At 73.2% G+C, this 19,998-nt stretch carries 18 protein-coding genes; 8 read left to right on the top strand and 10 right to left on the bottom strand.

Annotated features, from left to right (window positions below):
- Positions 1-17: 17 nt before the first annotated feature.
- Entirely contained in the window at positions 18-1,046 is a 1,029-nt protein-coding gene (gntD, locus tag ACIBST_RS03945) for a guanitoxin biosynthesis L-enduracididine beta-hydroxylase GntD (RefSeq protein WP_397168871.1), read from the bottom strand.
- 251 nt (positions 1,047-1,297) lie between these two features.
- Here gntD and ACIBST_RS03940 point away from each other — a divergent pair, with 251 nt between their 5' ends.
- Positions 1,298-2,341 carry a hypothetical protein gene (locus tag ACIBST_RS03940; RefSeq protein ID WP_397168869.1) on the top strand — a complete coding sequence of 348 codons (1,044 nt, stop codon included), beginning with the start codon at positions 1,298-1,300 and terminating at the stop codon, positions 2,339-2,341.
- A gap of 12 nt (positions 2,342-2,353) precedes the next feature.
- On the opposite strand, the gene ACIBST_RS03935 is transcribed toward ACIBST_RS03940, so the two are convergent.
- The 3 genes from ACIBST_RS03935 to ACIBST_RS03925 are packed head-to-tail and all read right to left on the bottom strand — an operon-like array spanning position 2,354 to position 4,407.
- The gene (locus tag ACIBST_RS03935) at positions 2,354-3,265 is read right to left on the bottom strand and encodes a TauD/TfdA family dioxygenase (protein ID WP_397168867.1); all 912 of its coding nucleotides are present in this window, start codon (positions 3,263-3,265) and stop codon (positions 2,354-2,356) included.
- Between the two features lie 3 nt (positions 3,266-3,268).
- Positions 3,269-3,481, bottom strand: a complete 213-nt coding sequence (locus ACIBST_RS03930; RefSeq protein WP_397168866.1) for an MbtH family protein — start codon at positions 3,479-3,481, stop codon at positions 3,269-3,271.
- Between the two features lie 20 nt (positions 3,482-3,501).
- Positions 3,502-4,407 carry an ArsR/SmtB family transcription factor gene (locus ACIBST_RS03925; protein WP_397168864.1) on the bottom strand — a complete coding sequence of 302 codons (906 nt, stop codon included), beginning with the start codon at positions 4,405-4,407 and terminating at the stop codon, positions 3,502-3,504.
- 437 nt (positions 4,408-4,844) lie between these two features.
- Here ACIBST_RS03925 and ACIBST_RS03920 point away from each other — a divergent pair, with 437 nt between their 5' ends.
- The 3 genes from ACIBST_RS03920 to ACIBST_RS03910 are packed head-to-tail and all read left to right on the top strand — an operon-like array spanning position 4,845 to position 8,295.
- Complete coding sequence (locus ACIBST_RS03920) at positions 4,845-6,437, top strand: tryptophan halogenase family protein (protein WP_397168862.1); 1,593 nt, start codon at positions 4,845-4,847, stop codon at positions 6,435-6,437.
- Positions 6,434-7,759 (top strand): cation:proton antiporter, encoded by a 1,326-nt coding sequence (locus ACIBST_RS03915; RefSeq protein WP_397168860.1) that lies wholly within the window; start codon positions 6,434-6,436, stop codon positions 7,757-7,759. The genes ACIBST_RS03920 and ACIBST_RS03915 overlap by 4 nt, the downstream gene beginning before the upstream one ends.
- Positions 7,756-8,295: a flavin reductase family protein gene (locus ACIBST_RS03910; RefSeq protein ID WP_397168859.1), complete on the top strand. Its 540-nt coding sequence runs from the start codon at positions 7,756-7,758 to the stop codon at positions 8,293-8,295. The genes ACIBST_RS03915 and ACIBST_RS03910 overlap by 4 nt, the downstream gene beginning before the upstream one ends.
- A gap of 5 nt (positions 8,296-8,300) precedes the next feature.
- Here ACIBST_RS03910 and ACIBST_RS03905 read toward each other — a convergent pair whose 3' ends face one another.
- Positions 8,301-9,737: a glycosyltransferase family 39 protein gene (locus tag ACIBST_RS03905; protein WP_397168857.1), complete on the bottom strand. Its 1,437-nt coding sequence runs from the start codon at positions 9,735-9,737 to the stop codon at positions 8,301-8,303.
- A 260-nt stretch (positions 9,738-9,997) separates the two neighbouring features.
- Between ACIBST_RS03905 and mppP the strand changes: the two genes are divergently transcribed.
- From mppP to ACIBST_RS03885, 4 genes are all read left to right on the top strand, one after another.
- The gene (gene mppP, locus ACIBST_RS03900) at positions 9,998-11,122 is read left to right on the top strand and encodes an enduracididine biosynthesis enzyme MppP (RefSeq protein WP_397168856.1); all 1,125 of its coding nucleotides are present in this window, start codon (positions 9,998-10,000) and stop codon (positions 11,120-11,122) included.
- Positions 11,119-12,735, top strand: a complete 1,617-nt coding sequence (locus ACIBST_RS03895; RefSeq protein ID WP_397168854.1) for an aminotransferase class I/II-fold pyridoxal phosphate-dependent enzyme — start codon at positions 11,119-11,121, stop codon at positions 12,733-12,735. The genes mppP and ACIBST_RS03895 overlap by 4 nt, the downstream gene beginning before the upstream one ends.
- 55 nt (positions 12,736-12,790) lie before the next feature.
- Entirely contained in the window at positions 12,791-13,708 is a 918-nt protein-coding gene (gene mppR / locus ACIBST_RS03890) for an enduracididine biosynthesis enzyme MppR (protein ID WP_397168853.1), read from the top strand.
- A 113-nt stretch (positions 13,709-13,821) separates the two neighbouring features.
- A complete protein-coding gene (locus tag ACIBST_RS03885; RefSeq protein ID WP_397168851.1) occupies positions 13,822-14,271 on the top strand; it encodes a helix-turn-helix domain-containing protein in 450 nt (149 codons plus the stop codon).
- Positions 14,272-14,351: 80 nt separating this feature from the next.
- On the opposite strand, the gene ACIBST_RS03880 is transcribed toward ACIBST_RS03885, so the two are convergent.
- From ACIBST_RS03880 to ACIBST_RS03860, 5 genes are read right to left on the bottom strand one after another with little or no spacing between them, the layout of a single operon-like run.
- Positions 14,352-15,971 (bottom strand): amidohydrolase, encoded by a 1,620-nt coding sequence (locus tag ACIBST_RS03880; protein WP_397168849.1) that lies wholly within the window; start codon positions 15,969-15,971, stop codon positions 14,352-14,354.
- 10 nt (positions 15,972-15,981) lie between these two features.
- A complete protein-coding gene (locus tag ACIBST_RS03875; RefSeq protein ID WP_397168847.1) occupies positions 15,982-17,391 on the bottom strand; it encodes an amidase in 1,410 nt (469 codons plus the stop codon).
- Positions 17,388-18,203, bottom strand: coding sequence for an ABC transporter ATP-binding protein (locus ACIBST_RS03870; protein WP_397168845.1), 816 nt, complete (start codon positions 18,201-18,203; stop codon positions 17,388-17,390). The genes ACIBST_RS03875 and ACIBST_RS03870 overlap by 4 nt, the downstream gene beginning before the upstream one ends.
- Entirely contained in the window at positions 18,196-19,152 is a 957-nt protein-coding gene (locus ACIBST_RS03865; protein WP_397168844.1) for an ABC transporter ATP-binding protein, read from the bottom strand. Before ACIBST_RS03865 ends, ACIBST_RS03870 begins: the two co-directional genes overlap by 8 nt.
- The gene (locus ACIBST_RS03860; protein ID WP_397169423.1) at positions 19,152-19,985 is read right to left on the bottom strand and encodes an ABC transporter permease; all 834 of its coding nucleotides are present in this window, start codon (positions 19,983-19,985) and stop codon (positions 19,152-19,154) included. The genes ACIBST_RS03865 and ACIBST_RS03860 overlap by 1 nt, the downstream gene beginning before the upstream one ends.
- Positions 19,986-19,998 lie beyond the last annotated feature (13 nt).

The following is a 19,998-nucleotide window of genomic DNA, read 5'->3' as shown; positions in this document are numbered from 1 at the left end:
ACCCGGTGCTCCTAGCCTCAGTAGATGACGCGGGACCGCGCGTCCAGCCGGAACTCGCGCGACTTGCGAAGATCCCTGGCCACGTTCAGCCGGCGCAGCCACCGGTCCGTCCCGTCGAAGCGGGCGCGGAAGGGCTTGCGCCCGTGCACGGCCTTGTAGTTGTCGATGACGCAGATGTCGCCGGGTTCGAGCACGATCCCGGTCATGGCCGCGTCCACGGTCGCGGCGAGGACGGCGAGCGCTTTCTCCTCGTCCTCTCCCTGTATTCCTTGCATATAGTGCGGATCGACGCAGAGATACGGGTCGTCCGGGGCGCCGAAAAGCACCGGCATCGGCTCCGGATCGGTCAGCGCCCTTTCGACCTGGCGATAACTGCGGCGTTTCAGGTCGGCCACCCTCGGGTCGTCGTCGCGATCCGGGGCGCGATTCTCCGGGCGGTGCGAGTCGTCCGGGAGAATGAGAAATCGGTGCTCCCGGAGCAAGGCTTCCGTGGCCTCGTCGAGATGTATCGAACCGACCTCGGCGAAGGTCGTCTCCACCTTGTCGGGATTACGCAGGCAGAACAGCCCGAGATAATCCGTGCGGAGCGGGTGGAAGGCGTCCTCGGTGTGCCAGACCAGCGTTTCGGCGCTGCTCCAGCCGATTTGCTCGCGTTCGAAGCCGGGCATCGGGAAAACGTCGTGCATGATACGCCCGTCCTGCTGCGTGACCCAGCCGATCGGCTCCCCCAACAGGCTCATGACCAGGTAGAACGCGATGTCCAGCGACAGTGTCGGCGACGGTTCTGGACGTGATTTCCAGTCCTTCGGAGTGGGGCCGAGCGCGGCGTCGTCCACCGGCAGCCCGGAGATCACCAGCAGGCCCGACGGCTCGGCCAGCCGGAAATCGTGCAACTCCGCGCGGAGGCGTCTCGGCAGCTCGTCGGCATAAACCCGGCCGATTTTCTGGAATTGCGCGGACTCGACCCCCGGATGCTGCCGGGCGAGCTCGTCCGCCAGCTCCGTGATCGCCGTCGCCTCGTCTTTCCGCAGTTCGAAAGTCGACACAACTCGCTCCCTTCCTCGGCGACACCCGTCCGGTCAAGGTTCGGTCGCCGGGGGGCCGGTGCTCAATGTGTTTGAGCCTCAAGCTAAACAGGGCAGTCACGAAGCCGGTGTGCTAGCGTCGAAAAGGTGTCAGCGAGCGTCCCGCGCCGGTGTCGATCCCCGGGCGGAAGCGCCGCGCAAGTGAAATTCGCCGACGACCCGGCTCCTGGTCGGCGCTTCCCACGACGTCATTGACAGCGGAGGAGGACCCGGTGCGCCGATCACGACTGGCAAGGATCACCAGTGCGGCGGCTCATCTGCAGGTGTTCGCCATCGCGGGGATCAGCGCGGTGCTGCTGATCAGGACCTGGCTGGCGAGCACGGGATACCCGAAGCTCGGCGGCGGCGACCTGCACATCGCGCACGTCCTGTGGGGCGGCCTGCTGATGGCGGCCGGGCTCGGCCTCACCCTCGCCTTCCTCGGCGAGCGGGCCAGGACCTGGGGCGCGCTGCTCGGCGGCGCCGGTTTCGGCACGTTCCTCGACGAGGTCGGCAAGTTCGTCACCGAGCGCAACGACTACTTCTACCGGCCCGCCGCCGGCATCATCTACCTGGTCTTCGCCGCCCTCGTCGTGCTGGCCCAGTGGCTGAAGGGCCGCACCGGCTACACCTGCGCCGAGCGGACCGCCAACGCGCTGCACGCCGCCCTCGTCGGCGTCACCTCCGGGCTGACGGTCGAGCAGCGGCGCGGCGCGATCCGCCTGGTCCAGGACTCCGGCGACCCGCTCGACGCGGCCGCGGTCCGGCTGCTCGGCATGGTGCCCTCCAGCGAGCCGCCGCGCCTTCCCGCCGTGCGCGCCGCCCTGGCCTGGCTGGAGCGGCTGTGCCGGCGGCCGGTCGTGGTGGTGCTCGCGGTGGCCTGCCTCGTCGTACGGGCCCCGCTGCCCCTGGTCGGCCTGGCCCTGGAGAGCTCCTACGACTCCCTCGGCCAGGAACGGGAGTGGGGGGCGGTGATCGGCCTGGCGGCGTCCGCGGCGGTGACGGTGCTGCTCAGCCTGTGGGGCGCGGCCCGGTTACGGTGGAACCGGCCGGCCGCCTTCCAGGCGCTCTACCTCGCGCTCCTGGTCGACATCCTGTTCGGGCAGGTGTTCGCGTTCATCGTGAACCAGTTCTCGGCGGTGCCGGGGCTGGTCGCGGACCTGCTGCTGCTGGCCGTGCTCGGCACGACGAACCGGCGCCTGCGCGCAACCGCCCCGGCCCGCGACCCCGGCGACGAGCCGGGGGCGCGGGCCGGGAACGAGGACCGGGACGGCTGAGGCACCGCCGAGCTACGCCCGCGACGGCTCGGCCATGGCGACCGCGATCCTCCGCGGCCCCGTGTACGGCTCGCGCCCGTGCGAGGTGAGCATGTTGTCGATGACGAGCAGGTCGTCGGCCGCGTAGTCGAAGCGGCGCGAGGCCGCCCGGTAGCACTTGCGCAGGTGGTCGGTGACCTCGTCGGGGATGGCGCCGCCGTCGCCGTAGTAGGTGTTGCTCGGCAGCCCCTCCTCCCCGCACATCTCCAGCAGCCCCTCGCGCACGGCCTCGGGCAGCGTCGTGACGTGGAAGAACGTGGCGTGGTTGAACCAGACCGGCTCGCCGGTCACCGGATGCCGGTGCACCGCCGCGCGTACGGCCTCGGTGCGCAGCCGCCCGTCGCCGAGCCAGGTCGCCCGTACGCCGTTGCGCTCGCAGTACGCGGTGACCTCGTCCCGGTCGGTGGTGCCGAACGCCTCCGACCACGGCATGCCGAGCTCGTCGTCGTAGGTGCGCCGGACCATCCAGCCGCGCCGCTCGAACTCCTCGCGCACCGCCGGGTCGATGGTGTCGTGCACCTCCCGCGTGGAGGCCAGCGGCGTGGCCCCCTGCGACTGCGGCGGCCGCAGGCAGTGGAAGAACAGCACCATGGGCCAGACGGCCTGGTAGGAGTTCTCGTTGTGGAGGAAGATCTCCTCCTCGGGCGGGTAGTCGGTCGAGGTGTAGACGTTGCCCTTGATCACGCTGCGCGGCGAGGACCGTTCGGTGTAGGCCAGCGGCGTCCCGGAGAACGCGCGCACGGCGGCGTCGAACCCCTCGACGCCGCCCACCTCGAAGCCGCGGAACAGCAGCGCCCCGTGGCTGGTCAGGCTCTCGCGCAGCGCCCGCTGCCCGGCCCTGATCCGCTCCTGGACGGGCTCGCCGCCGCCCTCGATGATCAGCACGGCTCACTCCTCCATCGCCGCGATGAGGCTCTTGGGCCGCATGTCGGTCCAGTTCTCCTCGATGTAGCCGAGCGCGCGCTCCCGGTCGGTCTCGGGCAGCGCGACCGCCCATCCGGCGGGCACGTCCACGAAGGCCGGCCACAGCGAGTGCTGTCCCTCGTCGTTGACGAGCACCAGGTACACGCCGTCGGGGTCCTCGAAGGGGTTCGTGCTCATGGTTCGTCCTCCAGGGAAGGTCAGTTGCGTTGTGAGATGAGGTGGCCGCCGCCGCGCAGCAGCGCCATGCCCAGCGACGTCAGCGTGTGCAGGGCCGTGTTGCGGTTGCGGGCGGTGGTGATGAGCCCGGCCTTGCGCAGCACGGTGGCGTGCTTGCTGGCGCCGGCCAGGGAGATGCCGAGGCGCTCGGACAGCGCGCCGGTGGTGCAGCTGTCCATGAGCGCCTGCATGGCCGCCGCCCGGGTGTGCCCGACGAGCGCGCCGAGGGCCTCGTCGTCGGCCGTCGGTTCGGCCACCAGGTCCGACAGCACGGCCGGCGTCCAGGGGACCGAGACCACCAGCGCGGGCAGTCCCGTCTCGTGCTCCCTGTCCAGGAACAGGCAGTGCCTGACCTGGAGGAAGAACGAGGGGCTGAGCAGCAGGCCGTTGCCGTCGAGGTACACGTCGCGGTCCTCGTCGTGCGGGACCTCCAGGACCGGCGGGTTCCAGACCAGCTTCGGGTGCAGGGTGTCCAGCAGGCATTCGACGCCGTTGGTGATCGTGATGCGGCCGAACGTCTCCCGTTCCAGCTCCAGGTAGGCGCGCACCCGCCCCCAGTACGGCAGCACCGCCGCCCGGCAGAACGCCAGCACGGTGGCGGTCGCCCACGGGTCCGCGGCGTCCCCGGCACGGAAGCCGGATTCGCCGGGGGAGCGGTCGAGCAGTCCGAGCAGCTCGCCGAGCGGCCGGCGCTGGCGGGCCAGCCGATCCACCTGGCCGGCCGCGCCGTTCATGCGCTCGCGCACGTCCCTGCGCCATTCGCCGTGGACGGCGCCGCCGCTCCTGGCGAACAGGTCGAGGGCGAACACGCTCTCCGTCACCGGGCCGAGGGTCGCCGCCATGCGCAGGCGTGCCAGGTCTTCGACCGTGAAATGAATCCGCAGCACCGCGGCTCCCATTTCGCATTTTGCGGGTTCGTCGATCACGCCGCGGCGCGGGGAAAAATGCGCACGACGCGGTGGCCGCGTGGATCAGGGCGGCCCGGGCGATGAGGGCGTCCGTGGTGGGAGCCCCCAGTTTTGCTCAAGCTAACTCGGCGGCAGTTGGGAAGTCAACTGGTGTTGGTGGATCAAGAATTTGTCATCTACGCCAGTTGATGACGGCCTGTGGGCGGCCGTGAACGCCCTGCACAGGGGCGCTTGCCCGGCCGCCCGCGCCACCCCACCACCGCCCGTCTGACCGCCCTGTTTAGCTCCGGCGTCAATGAGCTGGAAAACGTCCGGGGCCGTCCGGCACGCTCGAAATAGGGCGGCCGGAGCACTGCCCCGTCCTATTCCCGGTTCTTCCGACGCGCGTTTCCCGACGCATGGACAAGGGCTCAAGAATGGTAAAGAACGTCGTCATCGTGGGCGGCGGCACCTCGGGCTGGATGACCGCCGCATATCTCCGCGCGGCATTCGGCGACCGAATCGCCGTCACTCTGGTGGAATCGAAGAACATCGCGACCATCGGCGTGGGAGAGGCCACGTTCAGCACGATCCGCCACTTCTTCGACTATCTCGGGCTGGACGAGCGGGAGTGGATGCCCGAGTGTCACGCCACGTACAAGCTGGGGATCCGCTTCGAGAACTGGCGCGCCCCCGGCCACCACTTCTACCACCCGTTCGAGCGCCTGCGCGTCGTGGACGGCTTCCCGCTCACCGACTGGTGGCTCGACGCCCGCCCCGGCGGCAGCTTCGACCGCGACTGCTTCGTCATCAGCTGGCTGTGCGAGGCCAAGCGCTCGCCCCGCTACCTGTCGGGCGAGCTGTTCGAGCAGGACTTCAGCGAGAACCCCGACGAGCGCGCCTACCGCACCACCCTGACCGAGCAGAACACCCAGTTCCCCTACGCCTACCACTTCGACGCCGCGCTGCTGGCCTCCTACCTCACCCGGTTCGGCACCGAACGCGGCGTCCGGCACGTCCTGGACGACGTCGTGGACGTCCGCCTGGACGAGCGCGGCTGGATCGACCACGTCCTCACCAAGGAGCACGGCGAGCTGGCCGGCGACCTGTTCATCGACTGCACCGGCTTCCGCGGCATGCTGCTGAACAAGGCGCTGTCCGTCCCGTTCGTCTCCTACCAGGAGAGCCTGCCCAACGACCGGGCGGTGGCGCTGCGCGTGCCCGCGGACATGGCCGCGCGCGGCCTGCGTCCCTGCACCACCGCCACCGCCATGGACGCCGGCTGGATCTGGACCATCCCCCTGTACGGCCGCATCGGCACCGGCTACGTCTACGCCGGCGACTACTGCACCCCCGAGGAGGCCGAGCGCACCCTGCGCGAGTTCGTCGGCCCCGAGGCGGACGAGCTGGAGGCCAACCACATCCGCATGCGGATCGGCCGCAGCGAGCGCTCCTGGGTGAACAACTGCGTGGCCGTCGGCCTGTCCAGCGGCTTCGTCGAGCCCCTGGAGTCGACCGGGCTGTTCTTCATCCAGAACGCCATCGAGCAACTGGTCAAGCACTTCCCCGGCGAGCGCTGGGACGAGCGGCTGCGCGAGTCCTACAACCGGCAGGTCGCCAACGTCATGGACGGCGTCCGCGAGTTCCTCGCGCTGCACTACCACGCCGCCGCCCGCTCCGACAACGACTACTGGAAGGACGCGGCCACCCGGCCCGTCCCCGACGGGCTGGCCGAGCGCCTGGAGCTGTGGCAGGCGCGCCTGCCCGACAACGAGACGGTCTTCCCGCACTACCACGGCTTCGAGTCCTACTCCTACATCGCCATGCTGCTCGGGCTCGGCGGCGTCCCGGTGCAGGCCCCGCCCGCCCTGCGGTACTTCGACCACGGGCGCGCGGAGCGCGAGCTGGGGCTCGTCCGCCGGCAGGCCGAGACGCTGGTCGCCGGACTGCCCAGCCAGTACGAGTACATCGCCGCGCTCAACGGCGACGCGCTGCCCGGACGGCGACCCGAGCCGAGCCGGACACGATGATTGCGGCCGAGGAACCGGCGCGGGCCGCCCTGTTCGGCGTCGTGCTCGCGGCGGTCCTCCTCCTCGCCTGGGCCGGGCGGCTGCTGGCCGGGGCGCTGCGCCAGCCGGCCGTGATCGGCGAGGTGGCGCTCGGGATGGCGGCGGGCCCGCTGGCGGTGGCCGTGGCCGGTCCCGGCGCCGCGCGGGCGCTGCCCCTGGACTGGCTGAGCTGGTGCGGGCACGCCGGTCTGGTGCTCTACCTGGTCGGCGTGCTCCACGAGCTGCGCCGTGCCGCGCCGCTCGTGCGCGGCCGGGCCGTGGGCTGGACCGCGGCGGGCGCGCTCGCCGTCCCGATGCTGGCCGGGGCCGGCGTGGCCGCGTGGGCGCTGGCCGGGGACGAACCGGGCCTGCGCGGCACGGCCCCCGCTCCCGCGCTGGTCGTCTTCCTGGCCGTGGCGCTGTCGGTCACCGCCGTCCCCGTCCTGGCGCGGATCCTGACCGAACGCGGCCTGGTCGGCACCCGGCCGGGCGTGCTGTCGATGACGGTCGCCACGGTCACCGACGCGGTCGCGTGGCTGCTGGTCGCGCTGGCGGTGAGCCTGGCGAGCGGCGGCCTCGGGAACGTGGCCGTGCTCACCGGCGTCACCGCCGCCGCCCTGGCCGGAGCGCTCGCGGTACGGCGGGTGCTCGGCACGGTCCCGCTGCTGCGCCTGCCGGCGCGCGGCCCGCGGGCCGCGGCGCTGCTCCTCGCCGTCTGGGCGCTGGCCGCCGCGGCGGCGATGCGCTCCTGGGGGCTGACCGAGATCCTGGCCGCGGCCCTCGCCGCCCTCGCCCTGCCCCTCGCGGCCCCGGCCCCCTCCCGGACGCCCGCGGCCGCCGCGTCCGCGGCGCCGGGCGGCGGCGAGGATCCCTGGGAGCGGCCCGTGCGGCTCGTCTCGGCCGCCGGACGGCTGCTCGTCCCGGTGTTCTTCGTGGTCACCGGCTTCACCGTGTTCGCCGAGCCGTTCGCGGCGGCCCCGTGGACCGCGATCGTCCTGGTCACGCTGCTCGGCACGGCGGGCAAGGTCGGCGGCGCGTACGCGGGGGCCCGCCTGGGCGGCGAGCCGCGTGGGACGGCGCTGCGCCTGGGCGTGCTGCTCAACACCCGGGGCCTGACCGAGCTGGTCGTGCTGCAGATCGGCCACGAGGCCGGGATCCTCACCCCGGCCATGTTCCTCGCGCTCGCCGTCATGGCGCTGGTGACCACGGCGGCGACCGGCCCGTCCTACGCCCTGCTCCAGCGGCCGCCGCGGCCGCGCGGGACGGCCCCGGTACCCGTCGCACAGAACGGAGGCTTGCGATGACGGATCTCCCCCTGGTGGAGGCCCTGCCCATGACGCCGACGGTCGATCCCGACCGCTTCCGGTCGCTGATGTCCACCTTCCCGAGCGGCGTCGCCGTCGTGACCGTGACCGGCCCCGACGGCCGCCCGCGCGGTATGACCTGCTCGTCGGTGTGCAGCGTCACCCTCGACCCGCCGACGCTGCTGGTGTGCGCCCGCAGCCTCAGCCCCACGCTGCACGCCATGCTCAAGACGGCGCAGTTCACCGTGAACCTGCTGCACGCCCGCGCCCGCGACACCGCCGAACTGTTCGCCTCCGGCGCCGACGACCGCTTCGACCGGGTCCGCTGGTCCGCCCGCCCCGCCTACGGCGGGCCGCACCTGGTGGAGCAGTCCCACTCCGTCGCCGACTGCCGGGTGGCCAGGACCGTCGAGGCCGGCGACCACGTCGTGGTCTTCGGCGAGGTGTACGGCATCGAGCGGTGCGCGCCGGCCGTACCCCTGCTGTACGGCCTGCGCGCCTACTCGTCCTGGCGTACGGGGACCGAGCCGTCATGAGCGGCTCAGAAGGTGCCCGTCCAGCGCAACCGCTCCCACATCGCCGCCCACGGCAGCCGCGGCCCCCGGCACACCAGCACCTCCTTGCCCTCCTCGAAGTGCGGGACGGCGAAGGCCAGCCGCCCGCGCGCCTCGCACCGGCCGAACAGCGCCGAGAACGACGCCCGCTCCACCCCGACCGCGACGACCACGTCCGCCCCGTCGGCCGGACGCCCGAAGTCGGCGTAGGAGTTGTGGGCGCTGTAGGGCGCGGGCAGCCCGTACGCGCCGCCGTACCGGGCCAGCGCGCCGGCCTCGCCGTAGTTCTGGGCGTACACGACGGCCCGGCGCCGCTCGTCCGCCGGCAGCGCGCGATGGACGGCCGACACCTGCGCGGCCAGGTCCGGCCAGCCGGTCTCCCCGAACTGCTCCTCGCCGAGCACGGCCAGCACCGGGTTCCCGGCGTACGTCACGACGGGCAGGACGGGCAGCACCATGAGCGCGGCGAGCACGCCGTTGAGCACCGCCGCCGCGCCCAGCCACAGGCGGCGGCCGAGCGTCGCCGCCCGCACGCAGCCGGCCGCCAGCAGCACGGTCAGCAGCCCCTCGGTGTAGCGGGGCTCGGCCCCGAGCAGCATCAGCAGCGGCGCCACGACGAGGTAGGCCGCCGCGATCAGCCGGTAGGGCCGCCACTCGGCCCGCCGGAGCAGGGCCACCAGCCCGATCACCCAGACCGGGGTCAGGAAGGGCCCGATCATGAGCACCTGGCCCACCAGGAAGTTGACGGCGCCCGCCGGCCCGGCCGACATCTCACCGGCCATCGTGAACTGCGGCCAGCCGTGCGCGGCCTGCCAGAGGAGTCCGGGCGAGGCGATCAGCAGCGCCACCCCGGCGCCGCCCAGGAGCCATCGGCTCCCCAGCACGCGCCTCGGCCCGGCGACGAGCACCCCCGCCGCGAGGGCCACGACCAGCAGCACGACCAGGTACTTGGCCAGCAGCCCCACGCCGACGACCGCGCCCACGGCGAGCCACAGCCGCTCGTCGCCGGTCCGCAGGATCCGGATCACCAGCCAGCACGCCGTGACCCACACCAGGTGGTCGACGGCCGTGGGGTGCAGCACGTGGCCGGCGGCGAGCGTGGCCAGACCGGCGGCGCAGACGCACGCGGTCAGCACCTGGAGCCGGCGTCCCGCGCCGAGCTCGCCCGCGATCAGCCCGGCGACCAGCACCGACCCGGCGGTCAGCAGCGCCGGCACGACCCGGATCGCGGTCAGCGAGTCGCCGAACAGCGCGATCTGCAGCCGCGCCAGCAGGGGGACGAGGAGCGGCTGATCGACGTACCCCCACGCGAGATGCTCGCCGGCGACCCGGAAATACAGCTCGTCGACGTAGTAGCCGGGGCCGCCGGAGAACGCCAGGAAAACCGCCAGAACGGCGACGGCGACCACGGACAGGCCGATCACGGCCCTTTTCTGCGGCGTTTCCGCGAGCGGTGGAACAATGGTTGCGACGGTATCCACGAAGACCCCTTCCAGCGATTGTGTGGAGGTGTAACCGCTGGTCGCAGCCTCTCATCGGGCCCATGAAGACACAACGGAATTGACTCGTCCGGAAAACACACAGCTCGTCGGCGGAGTCGTCCGCCATGCATTGACGGAAACGAATTGCGCGACTTATTTTGCGTCCGGGTATTCCACTCCAAAACGCACGTGAGGTGAAAGTGATGCAGGAACTCCAGACGATCAATCTCACCGAATTCGAATGTCTGGCGCTGAACAGCCCGCTGAACCTCGCCGACGGGCACGCCCGGCAGGCGCTCACCGCGAGCCAGGCGCGGATCATCGACGACCTGCCCAACCTGTTCGCCAAGGCCGCGGCGCGGGCCCCCGAGGAGGTGGAACTGGACGCCTGCCGCGCCTACCTGGGCCTGCTCGGCCAGCACAGCCACCCGGTCGGCGACGGCCGCGTGTTCGCCTGCTACTCCTCCTCGGTCGCCATGGAGATCTTCGCCAGGGCCCTGGCCCAGAAGGGCGAGGCGGTCGCGCTGATCCACCCGACGTTCGACAACATCCCCGACATCCTGCGCGGCGTGGGCCTGAACCTGCTGCCCCTGGAGGAGGACGTCCTGCACGGCGGCGACCTGCCCCGAGCCCTGCTCGACGCGGTGAGCTGCGTCTTCGTCACCACGCCCAACAACCCCACCGGGCGCGTGCTGCCGGAGGAGCGGCTGCGCGCCCTGGCCGCCCAGTGCGCCGAGCACGACGTCGTCCTGACGCTGGACACCTCGTTCCGCGGCTTCGACCCGCGGGCCCACTACGACCACTACCGGGTGCTGGAGGACAGCGGCTGCCGCTGGATCGTCATCGAGGACACCGGCAAGCTGTGGCCCACGCTGGAGCTGAAGATCGGCTGGCTGGTGACCTCGGCCGAGCCCGGGCTGCCCGTCGCCAAGGTCTACTCCGACATCCTGCTCGGCGCGTCCCCGCTCGTGCTGGCGCTGGTGCAGCGCTTCGCCGAGGACGCCGCCGACGGCGGCCTGCCCGACCTGCACCGCTTCATCGCCGGCAACCGCGCGCTGGTGCGGCGGTCACTCGCCGGCCTGCCGGACGTGGACTTCCCCGACCCCGGCAGCCGGGCCAGCGTCGAACGGGTCCGCCTCGGGCGGCGCTCGGCGCTGGAGGTGTGGTCGGCGCTGCGCGAGCACAACGTCTACATGCTGCCCTGCCAGAAGTTCCACTGGGCCGACCCGTCCGAGGGCGACCACATGCTCCGGGTGGCGCTCGCCCGTCCGGCCGCCTCACTCAGCGAAGCCGCCCGAGCCCTCCGCCTCGTCCTGTCCCCCCGATGACCCCCACCCCCACCACCCCCGGCCCCCGCCCACCCGGCACCCCCGCCCCGGCACATTCGGTCGGCGGCCCGGCCTCGGGATCCGCAGTCGGCGGCCCCGCGTCGGCGCACGCGGTCGGAGGCCCCGCCGCCTGGCTGGTGCGCACGGCTGGTTCCGGTGCCTCGCGGGCGGGCGCGGACGTCGCGGCCGTCGCGTCTCCGGCGGGTGGCCGGGCCGGGCCGGGGTCGCACGGGCTGCGGTGGGAGGCGGGCGTCGTGCAGTCGGTCGTGCCGCCCGGCACGACCGACCTCGGGCCCGGTTACCTCGGCCCCGGCCTGCTGCCCGTGGACCTGCTGGCGGAGGCGTACGCCGAGGCCATGGCCACCTACGGCGCGGCCGCCCTCGCGTACGGCGACGACCGCGGCGCCCTGGCCCTCCGCACAACGCTCGCCCGCCGCGCATGCGGTGCCCCGGAGCCTCGCGGTAGCTACGCACCTCGCGGTTCCTCTGCACCTGGCGGCTTCCCCGAGCCCGGCGGCTTCTCGGCACCTGGCGGCTTCCCCGCACCTGGCCGCTTCCCCGAGCAGGGCGGTTCCTCTGGGGGGAGCGGTTCTGCCGCAACCGTCGGCTCTTCGGGGCTCGGCGACAACCCGGGGCCCGGCGGTTCGTCCGGGGCCGGGGGATCTTGCGGGCCGGACGGCGTGCTGATCACCGCGGGCACCTCGCAGGCGCTTCACCTGCTCGCCACCACCCTGGCCCGGCCGGGTGACGCGGTGCTCGTCGAGGACTCCTGCTACGACCTGGGCAGGCTCATCCTCACCGACTGCGGCCTGCGCACGTACGGCGTGCCCGGGGACGCCTCCGGCATGGATCCGCAGGCCCTCGACGCGGCCCTGACCCGCACCCGTCCGGCCTTCGTCTACCTCAACCCCACCTTCCACAACCCGACCGGCCGGGTGGTGCCGCTCGCCCGCCGCCGCGAGCTGCTGGCCGTCGCCCGCCGCCACGCGACGACGATCGTCGAGGACGACGCCTACGCCGACCTGCGCCTCGACGGCGGCGCCGGACCGCCCGCCCTGGCCTGCCTGGACGGGCACCAGGGCGTGATCAGACTGGGCACCTTCTCCAAGTCGCTGGCGCCCGGGCTGCGCCTGGGCTGGCTGACGGCCGAGCCCGCCATGGCCGACCGGCTGGCCGTCCATGGCGTGTTGCAGAGCGGCGGCTGCCCGAACCACACCACCTCCCTCGCCGTGGCCACCCTCCTGGAGCGGGGCCACTACGACCGCCACCTGCTCTGGCTGCGCGAACGCCTGCGCGAACGGCGCGACGCCCTGGTGGACGCCTTCACGGCGCGGCTGGACGGCGGCTTCGCCCTCGACCGGCCCGCCGGCGGCCTGTTCGTGTGGGTGCGCGCCGACCGCCCGGAAGCCGGCCTGCTCGCCGCCGCCCGCCGCGCGGGCGTCCTGGTCGCCGCCGGCTCCCGCTTCACCTCCGCCTCCGGCTCGACGGCGTCCCGGGGGAGGGGAACGGCGGGCGCCGTACGGCTCGCGTACGGCCTCAACACCCCCGACCAGCTCGCCGCCGCCGCGAAACGGCTGGCCGCGGCCTGGAACGCGATCCCCCCGGAAACCTGAGAACCGGCCCCCAGATGATCCGAAACCGATCCCCTCACAGAAGAGGACCCGCCCGATGACCGCCCTCCCGCACACCGCACCCGAGCCGCCACCCACCGAGCCGCCACCCACCGAGCCCCCGCCCACCGAGCCCCCGCCCACCGAGCCCCCACCCACCGAGCCCCCACCCACCGAGCCCCCGCTCGCCCGGCCCCCGCACGGGTACACGCTTCCGCTCTCGCCCTCGGGCCGGGCGGCGATGGTCACGCCGCCGCCCTGGCACTTCTCGGGCGACGTCATCATGGCCGACTACCGCGTGGACCCCGAGGCCGCGGCCCGTTTCCTGCCGCCGGAGCTCACCCTCGGCCCCGATCCGGGAGCGGCCGCCGCGGTGTTCGCCGAGTGGCAGTGGTGCTCCGCCGACGGCGCCGAGCTGGCCGACCCCGCCCGCTGCCGGTTCACCGAGTTCCTGATCCTGCTCGCCTGCGAGTACCGCGGCCGCCCGCTGGCCCGCTGCCCGTACGCCTGGGTCGACGAGCCGGTGCCGCTGGTGCGCGGCTGGATCCAGGGCATGCCCAAGCAGTTCGGGCAGGTGCACCAGATCAGGCCGGCCCGGGTCGGCAGGGCGGGACCGAGGCTCGCGCCCGGAGGCCGCTTCGACGCCGCGCTGTCGGCGGGCGGCAGGCGCGTCGCCGAGGCGGCCGTGACCATCGAGGGCCGCGCCGAGGGGCCGCCCCGCCTGCACACCGTCCCGCTGGTGCACACGCGGCTGTTCCCGGCCTGGCTGCCGGGGGAGGAGCCGGTGACGCGGCTGGTGACCTCGCAGGTGAGCGACGTGGAGTTCTCGGACGTCTGGACGGGACGCGCCGAGCTGCGCTTCCCCGACGTGCCGGACGCCGACCTCGCCCAACTGGCGCCGGTCGAGGTGGGCCGGGGGTACGTGTTCTCGTACGCCGAGACGCTGCACCACGGCCGGGCGCTGGAGCCCGCGTAGACTGTCGTTAACGGAACGCCATTCGGTCGTCAACTGAAGTTAATTCCTCTGGTATGCTGGCGGCAGCATCCCCTTCTCCACCCAGCCGCCTGCGTCCATCCGGCAGAGGAAGCATGCCCGACACCCCATCCGATGGACGCCGTACTCTGGCGGCCAAGCTGGACCACCTGTTCCGCACGGTCCACCCGCGAGAGGGCGGCGAATACAGTTTCGAGGACGTCGCCGACGCGCTGCGGGCGGCGGGCGGGCCCACCATCTCGGGCACGTACATCTGGCAGCTCCGCAAGGGGCTGCGCGACAACCCCACCAAACGCCACCTCGAAGCGCTCGCGGGGTTCTTCGGCGTCCCGCCCGCCTACTTCTTCGACGACGAGGCCGCCGAGCGCATCGACGCCGAGCTGTCGCTGCTCGCCGCCATGCGCGACGCCTCCGTACGGGGCATCGCGCTGCGGGCGGCCGGCCTCTCGCCGAAGAGCCTGACCGCGATCAGGGAGATGATCGAGCGCGTACGCGAGCTCGAAGGACTGCCCAACGCCGCCGAGGGCGACACCCCGGACAAGTGACCCCTCCCTAGGAACGGCACCGGACCGGGCGTCGGCCTCCGATGACGGGGCACAGGCCGGTTCCGCCCGGCGGCGAGGGGTCAGAAGGACGGGTGCGTGTGCACCCGTCGTCCCTCCACGTAGGTGGCCAGGACGGTGATGCCGCCCAGGTCGCCGGGGGAGACGGCGAACGGGTCGGCGTCGGTGACGATGAGGTCGGCGAGCTTGCCCGGCTCGATGGTTCCCGTCCGGGTGTCGAGGTGGTTGATCCGGGCGGTGCCGATCGTGTACGCCGACAGGGCCGCCGCCACCGTGAGGCGCTGCGCGGGCAGGAACGGCTGTCCCGATCCGTCGGGCAGCATCCGGTTGACGGCGACGTGGATGCCGAGGAACGGATCCGGGCTGCTGACCGGCCAGTCGCTGCCCGCGGCCAGGGCGGCGCCCGAGCGCAGGAGGTCGCCGAAGGGGTACTGCCAGGCGGCGCGCCGGTCGCCGAGGAAGGGAATGGTCAGCTGGTCCATCTGCGGCTCGTGGGCCGCCCACAACGGCTGGATGTTGGCGGTGACCTCCAGGGCCGCGAAGCGCGGCACGTCGTCGGGATGGACCACCTGCAGGTGGGCGATGTGATGCCGGTTGCCCTTGCGCCCGTTGACCTTGAGCGCCGCATCGAACGCGTCCAGTGCCTCCCGGGCGGCCCGGTCGCCGACCGCGTGCACGTGGACCTGGACCCCGACGGCGTCCAGCCGGGTGACGTGGGCGCGCAGGTCCTCGGGGGCGACGAAGCTGATGCCGCTGTTGCCGGTCCGGCATCCGCAGCCGTCCAGGTAGGGGGAGGTCATGGCGGCGGTGTAGTTCTCCGCCACGCCGTCCTGCATGATCTTCACGCTGGTGGCCCTGAACCGCCCGGTGGTGGTACGGCGGGCCAGCAGTTCGGGGATCTGCTCCTCGCCCCGGTCCCGGTCCCACCACAGGGCGCCGACCACGCGCCCGGTGAGCAGCAAGGCTTCGGCGGCGGCCGCGTAGGCGCGCTGGACCTCCGGGCTGACCATCGCGTCCTGCCAGGCCGTCACTCCGGCCTGGTGCAGGCGTCGCTGGCCCGCCTGGAGGCCGCGGAGCAGGTCCTCGTCCGTGGGTTCCGGCACGTGCCTGCCCACCAGGGAGGCGGCGCCCTCGTGCAGGGTTCCCTGGGGGGTTCCGTCCGGTTCGCGCTCGATGCGCCCGTCGTTCGGGTCGGGGGTGCCGTCGTGGACGCCGCACAGCCGCAGGGCCTCGGTGTTGACCCACGCGCCGTGCCCGTCCCTGTTGGTGAGGTAGACCGGCCGGTCGGGGACGATCTCGTCGAGGGCGATCCGGCTCGGCGTGCCGCCGGGGAACCATTCCATCGACCATCCGCCGCCGGAGATCCAGCGCGCCTCGGGATTGGCCGCGGCGTACGCGCGGACCGCGGCGAGGGCGTCGGCGGCGTCGCCCGCCTCGTGCAGGTCGCACCGGGTCATGGTGAGCCCGGCCAGCACCGGGTGCACGTGGGCGTCCTGGAACCCGGGGAGCAGGGTCCGTCCGGCCAGGTCGACGACCTCGGTCCGCGGGCCCGCGAGGTCGCGGATCTCCTCGTCGTCGCCGAGGGCCAGGATCAGCCCCTCGCGCACGGCCACCGCACGGCTCGGAGCGCCGGCCATGGGACGCACCCGGCCGTTGACGAACAGGATGTCGGCAGAAGTCATGGAACTCTCCTCAGAGCTGCGGGCGGGTGGGCCACGGCAGGACGCGTTCGACGGCGGCGCCGATGTGGAAGACGGTCGCGTCGTCGTAGCTGCGGCCGACGATCTGCACCCCGGTCGGCACGCCGTACGACGACAGGCCGGACGGGACATTGAGCACCGGGCAGCGGCTGGCGACGTTGAACACGGTCGTCAGCGAATACTCCAGGTAGTGGTCGAGCTGGACGCCGTTGACCGTCAGCCCGGTGTGCACGTAGTCCTCGCCCGCGGGCAGGGCGGCGGCGCCGGCGGTGGGGCAGATCAGCGCGTCGTACCGGTCGAGCAGGTCGCCGATCACGGCGTAGATGCGGCCCTCCAGCTCCAGCCCGGCCAGGAAGCCGTCCCGGGCCAGCGCGGCGCGGGCGTCCTCGGCGAAGGCGAGGGCGTAGGGCGTGAGCTGGTCGCGGTGCTCGTCGGCCACGCCGGCGACCATGGGGCCGAAGATGGCGCCGAAGTGGATGAAGGCCGCGCGCATGACGTCGGCGCGGCGCAGCGGCACCTCCACCTGCTCCACGACGGCCCCGGCGGCGGCCAGCGCGTCGGCGACCGTGCGGGTGTTGGCCGCGACGTCCGGCTCGATCTCCCAGTTCCCCAGGTCGGGCGAGTACGCGATGCGCAGCCCCGCGACGTCGCCGAGGCGCTCGGGGACGTACACGGCCGGGCGGATGGAGACGACGTCGGCCGGGTGCGGCCCGACGATGACGTTCTGCAGGAGCGCGCAGTCGGCGACGGTGCGGGCCATCGGCCCGTCATGGCAGTAGTGGTCCAGGTTGTACGGGGGCATCGCGGGCACCCGCCCGTACGGGGGCTTGTACCCGACCGTGCCGGTGGCCGCGGCGGGCAGGCGGATCGAGCCGCCGATGTCGGAGCCCGTGGCGAGCGTCGCGGTCCCCGACGCCAGGGCCGCGCCCGAGCCGCCGGAGGAGCCGCCGGGCGAGTAGTCCAGGTTCCAGGGGTTGCGGGTGACGCCCCACAGCCGGGAGTGGGTGAAGGCGGCGCAGCAGAACTCCGGCGTGGTGGTGCGGGCGTGGACGATCCCGCCGGCGGCGACGACGCGCTCCACGACCGGATGGGTGGCGTCGGCGACGCGGCCGGCATGGGCCAGGGAGCCGTCGCTGGCCCGCCTTCCCGCGATCGGCTGCTCGTCCTTGGTGGCGACCGGCAGCCCTTCGAGCGGCCGCGGCGACCCGTGGAGGTAGGCGTGCTCGGCCTTCCTGGCCTGGTCGAGCGCCTCCTCGAACATCGTCTCGCTGAGCGCGTTGACCCGGGGCTCGACGGCCTCGGCCCGCTCGACGACCGCGGTCATGAGCTCGACGGGCGACAGGGCCCGGGTCCTGAACAGTTCCAGGGCCTGCGTGGCGGGCAGGTGCGCGAGGTCGCTCACATGAACTCCTGAAGGGCGCGCCGGTCGGCGGCGATCTGTACGGGGTCCCAGCCGGGCCGCGGCACGGAGTGCAGCAGCAGGCGGGTGTAGGGGTGCCGGGGGGCGGCCAGGACCTGCTCGGTCGGCCCGGCCTCGACGACCCTGCCGCGGTACAGCACGACGATGTCGTCGGCCGCGTGCCGTACCAGGGCCAGGTCGTGGGTGATGAACAGGTAGGCGATGTCGAGGTCGCGGCGGATCCGCGTCAGCAGGTCGAGGATCTGCGCCTGGATGGACACGTCGAGCGCAGAGGTGGCCTCGTCCAGGATGAGCACCTTCGGCTCGGTGGCGAGCGCGCGGGCGATGGCGACCCGCTGGCGCTGCCCGCCGGACAGCCGCCTGGGCAGCGCGGCCGCCTCGCGCTCGCCGAGCCCGACGCGTTCCAGCAGCTCGTCGCGGCGGGCTCGGCGGGCCTGCCGGTCCATGGCGAAATGCAGCCGCAGCGACTCCTCCACGCATTCGCTGACGCTGACGCGCGGATCCAGGGAGAGGTAGGGGTCCTGGAAGACCATCTGGATCTCCCGCGCCCGTGCCAGCCTGGCCCGGCGCCCCCTCGGGACGCGCGAGCGGTCGCGGCCCTCGACGCCGATCCGTCCCGCGTCGGGGATCTCCAGGCCGACGAGCATGCGCGCGGTCGTCGTCTTGCCCGATCCCGACTCGCCCACGACGGCGAGCGAGCCGCCCGCCCGCAGCGAGAAGGAGACGCCGTCCACGGCGGTCTTTCCGCCGAACGCCTTGCGCAGCCCCTCGACCTCCAGCACGTTCTCAGTCATGGACCGGCTCTCCCGCTCTCAGGCACGCCACCTGGGCGTGCTCCAGGGTCTCCAGCTCGGGCCGCCGCTCCCGGCACCGCTCGACGGCCAGGTGGCAGCGGGCCGCGAACGCGCACCCGTCCGGCGACTCGGCGAGCGACAGGGGCCTGCCCGGCACGCCGCGCGGGGGCTCGGGCGACTCCAGCCGGGGCGTGGCCGCCAGCAGCCCGGCCGTGTACGGGTGGCGGGGCCGGGCGAAGAGCTCGCCGGTGGCCTGCTCCTCGACGATGCGGCCCGCGTACATCACGTAGATGCGGTCGCAGATGGCCGCGGCCAGCTCCAGGTCGTGGGTGACGAACAGCATGCCCATCCCGCGCGTGCTTCGCAGATGCGACAGGATCGCGATGACCTCGGCCTGCGTGGTGACGTCCAGGGCGGTCGTCGGTTCGTCGGCGAGCAGCAGGTCGGGCTCGGCGGCGAGCGCCCCGGCGATCATCACCCGTTGCAGCATCCCGCCGGAGAACTCGTGCGGGTGGCGGCGCAGCGCGCCGCGCGGGTCCTCGATGCCCACCGCCTCCAGCAGCCCCTCCGCGCGATCGAGGGCCCGCCGGTACGGCAGGCCGCCCGCCCGCAGCCCCTCGGTGACGAAGTCGCCGATCCGCCGGACGGGATTGATCGACGCCCGCGGATCCTGGAAGATCATCGCCACTCGGCGGCGGCGCAGGACACGCAGCCCCGCGGCGTTCTGCGACAGCACGTCCTGGCCGTCGACCAGGACGCGCCCGCTCACGGCGGCCCGCGCGGGCAGCAGGCCGAGCACGGCCCGGCAGGTGACGGACTTGCCCGACCCGGACTCGCCGACGAGCCCGACGGCCTCGCCCTGGGCGACGCGCAGCGACACCGCGTCCAGGATGGGCCGTGCGGCCTGGCCGGGCGCCGGCCGTACGGTCAGGTCGTCGATCCGGAGCATCAGCGCTCCCTCCCGGAGACGCGGTCGGCGATGCCCTCGCCGACGATGCTGAAGGCGACCACCGTGACCACGACGGCGGCGCCGGGGACCAGCGCGGGCAGCATGGCGCCCTGGAGCAGCGCGGACGCGCCCTCGTTGATCATGGCGCCCCAGTCCGGGACGGGCGGCTGCGTGCCGAACCCGAGGAAGGAGAGCGCCGCGAGGTCCATGAGCGCGTAGCCGAAGTTGATCGCCGACTGCGCGAGGATCAGCGGCACGACGTTCGGGACCAGGTGTTTCAGGCAGATGACCCAGCCGGACCAGCCCTGCACCCGGTAGGCGTGGATGTAGGGACGCGACATCTCCCGCAGGGCGACGCCGCGCGCCAGCCGTCCGACGTAGGGGGTGTACGCGATGCTCATCGCCACGACGGGCGCGGTCAGGCCGGGCCCGAACATGGCCACCAGGCTGATCGCCAGCAGCAGCGCGGGGAAGGCGAAGACGAAGTCCATCGCGCGCGACAGGACCGCGTCGGCGACCCCGCCGGTCCAGGCGGCGAGGACGCCGAGCAGGGTGCCCGCCACCGTCGACAGGGTCACCACCAGGAGCGGGCCGAGCAGCCCCGCCCGCGCGCCGAAGATCAGGCGGGACAGGACGTCGCGGCCGGACTGGTCGGCCCCGAGCAGGTGATCGGCGCTCGGGCCGCTCAGCGCGGCGGAGAAGTCGACGGCGAGCGGGTCGTGCGGCGCCACGACCGGCGCGAGGATCGCCACCGCCACCAGGACGGCCAGGACGGCGAGGCCGGCGACGGTCGTCCTGTCCGCCGGGAGCCGGTATCGGCGGTGGAGGGTCACGGCTGTCAAGGGG

It is taken from the genome of Nonomuraea sp. NPDC049684, assembly GCF_044465345.1.
Taxonomy (GTDB): Bacteria; Actinomycetota; Actinomycetes; order Streptosporangiales; family Streptosporangiaceae; genus Nonomuraea.
This window is presented reverse-complemented; position numbering and strand designations above follow the sequence as displayed.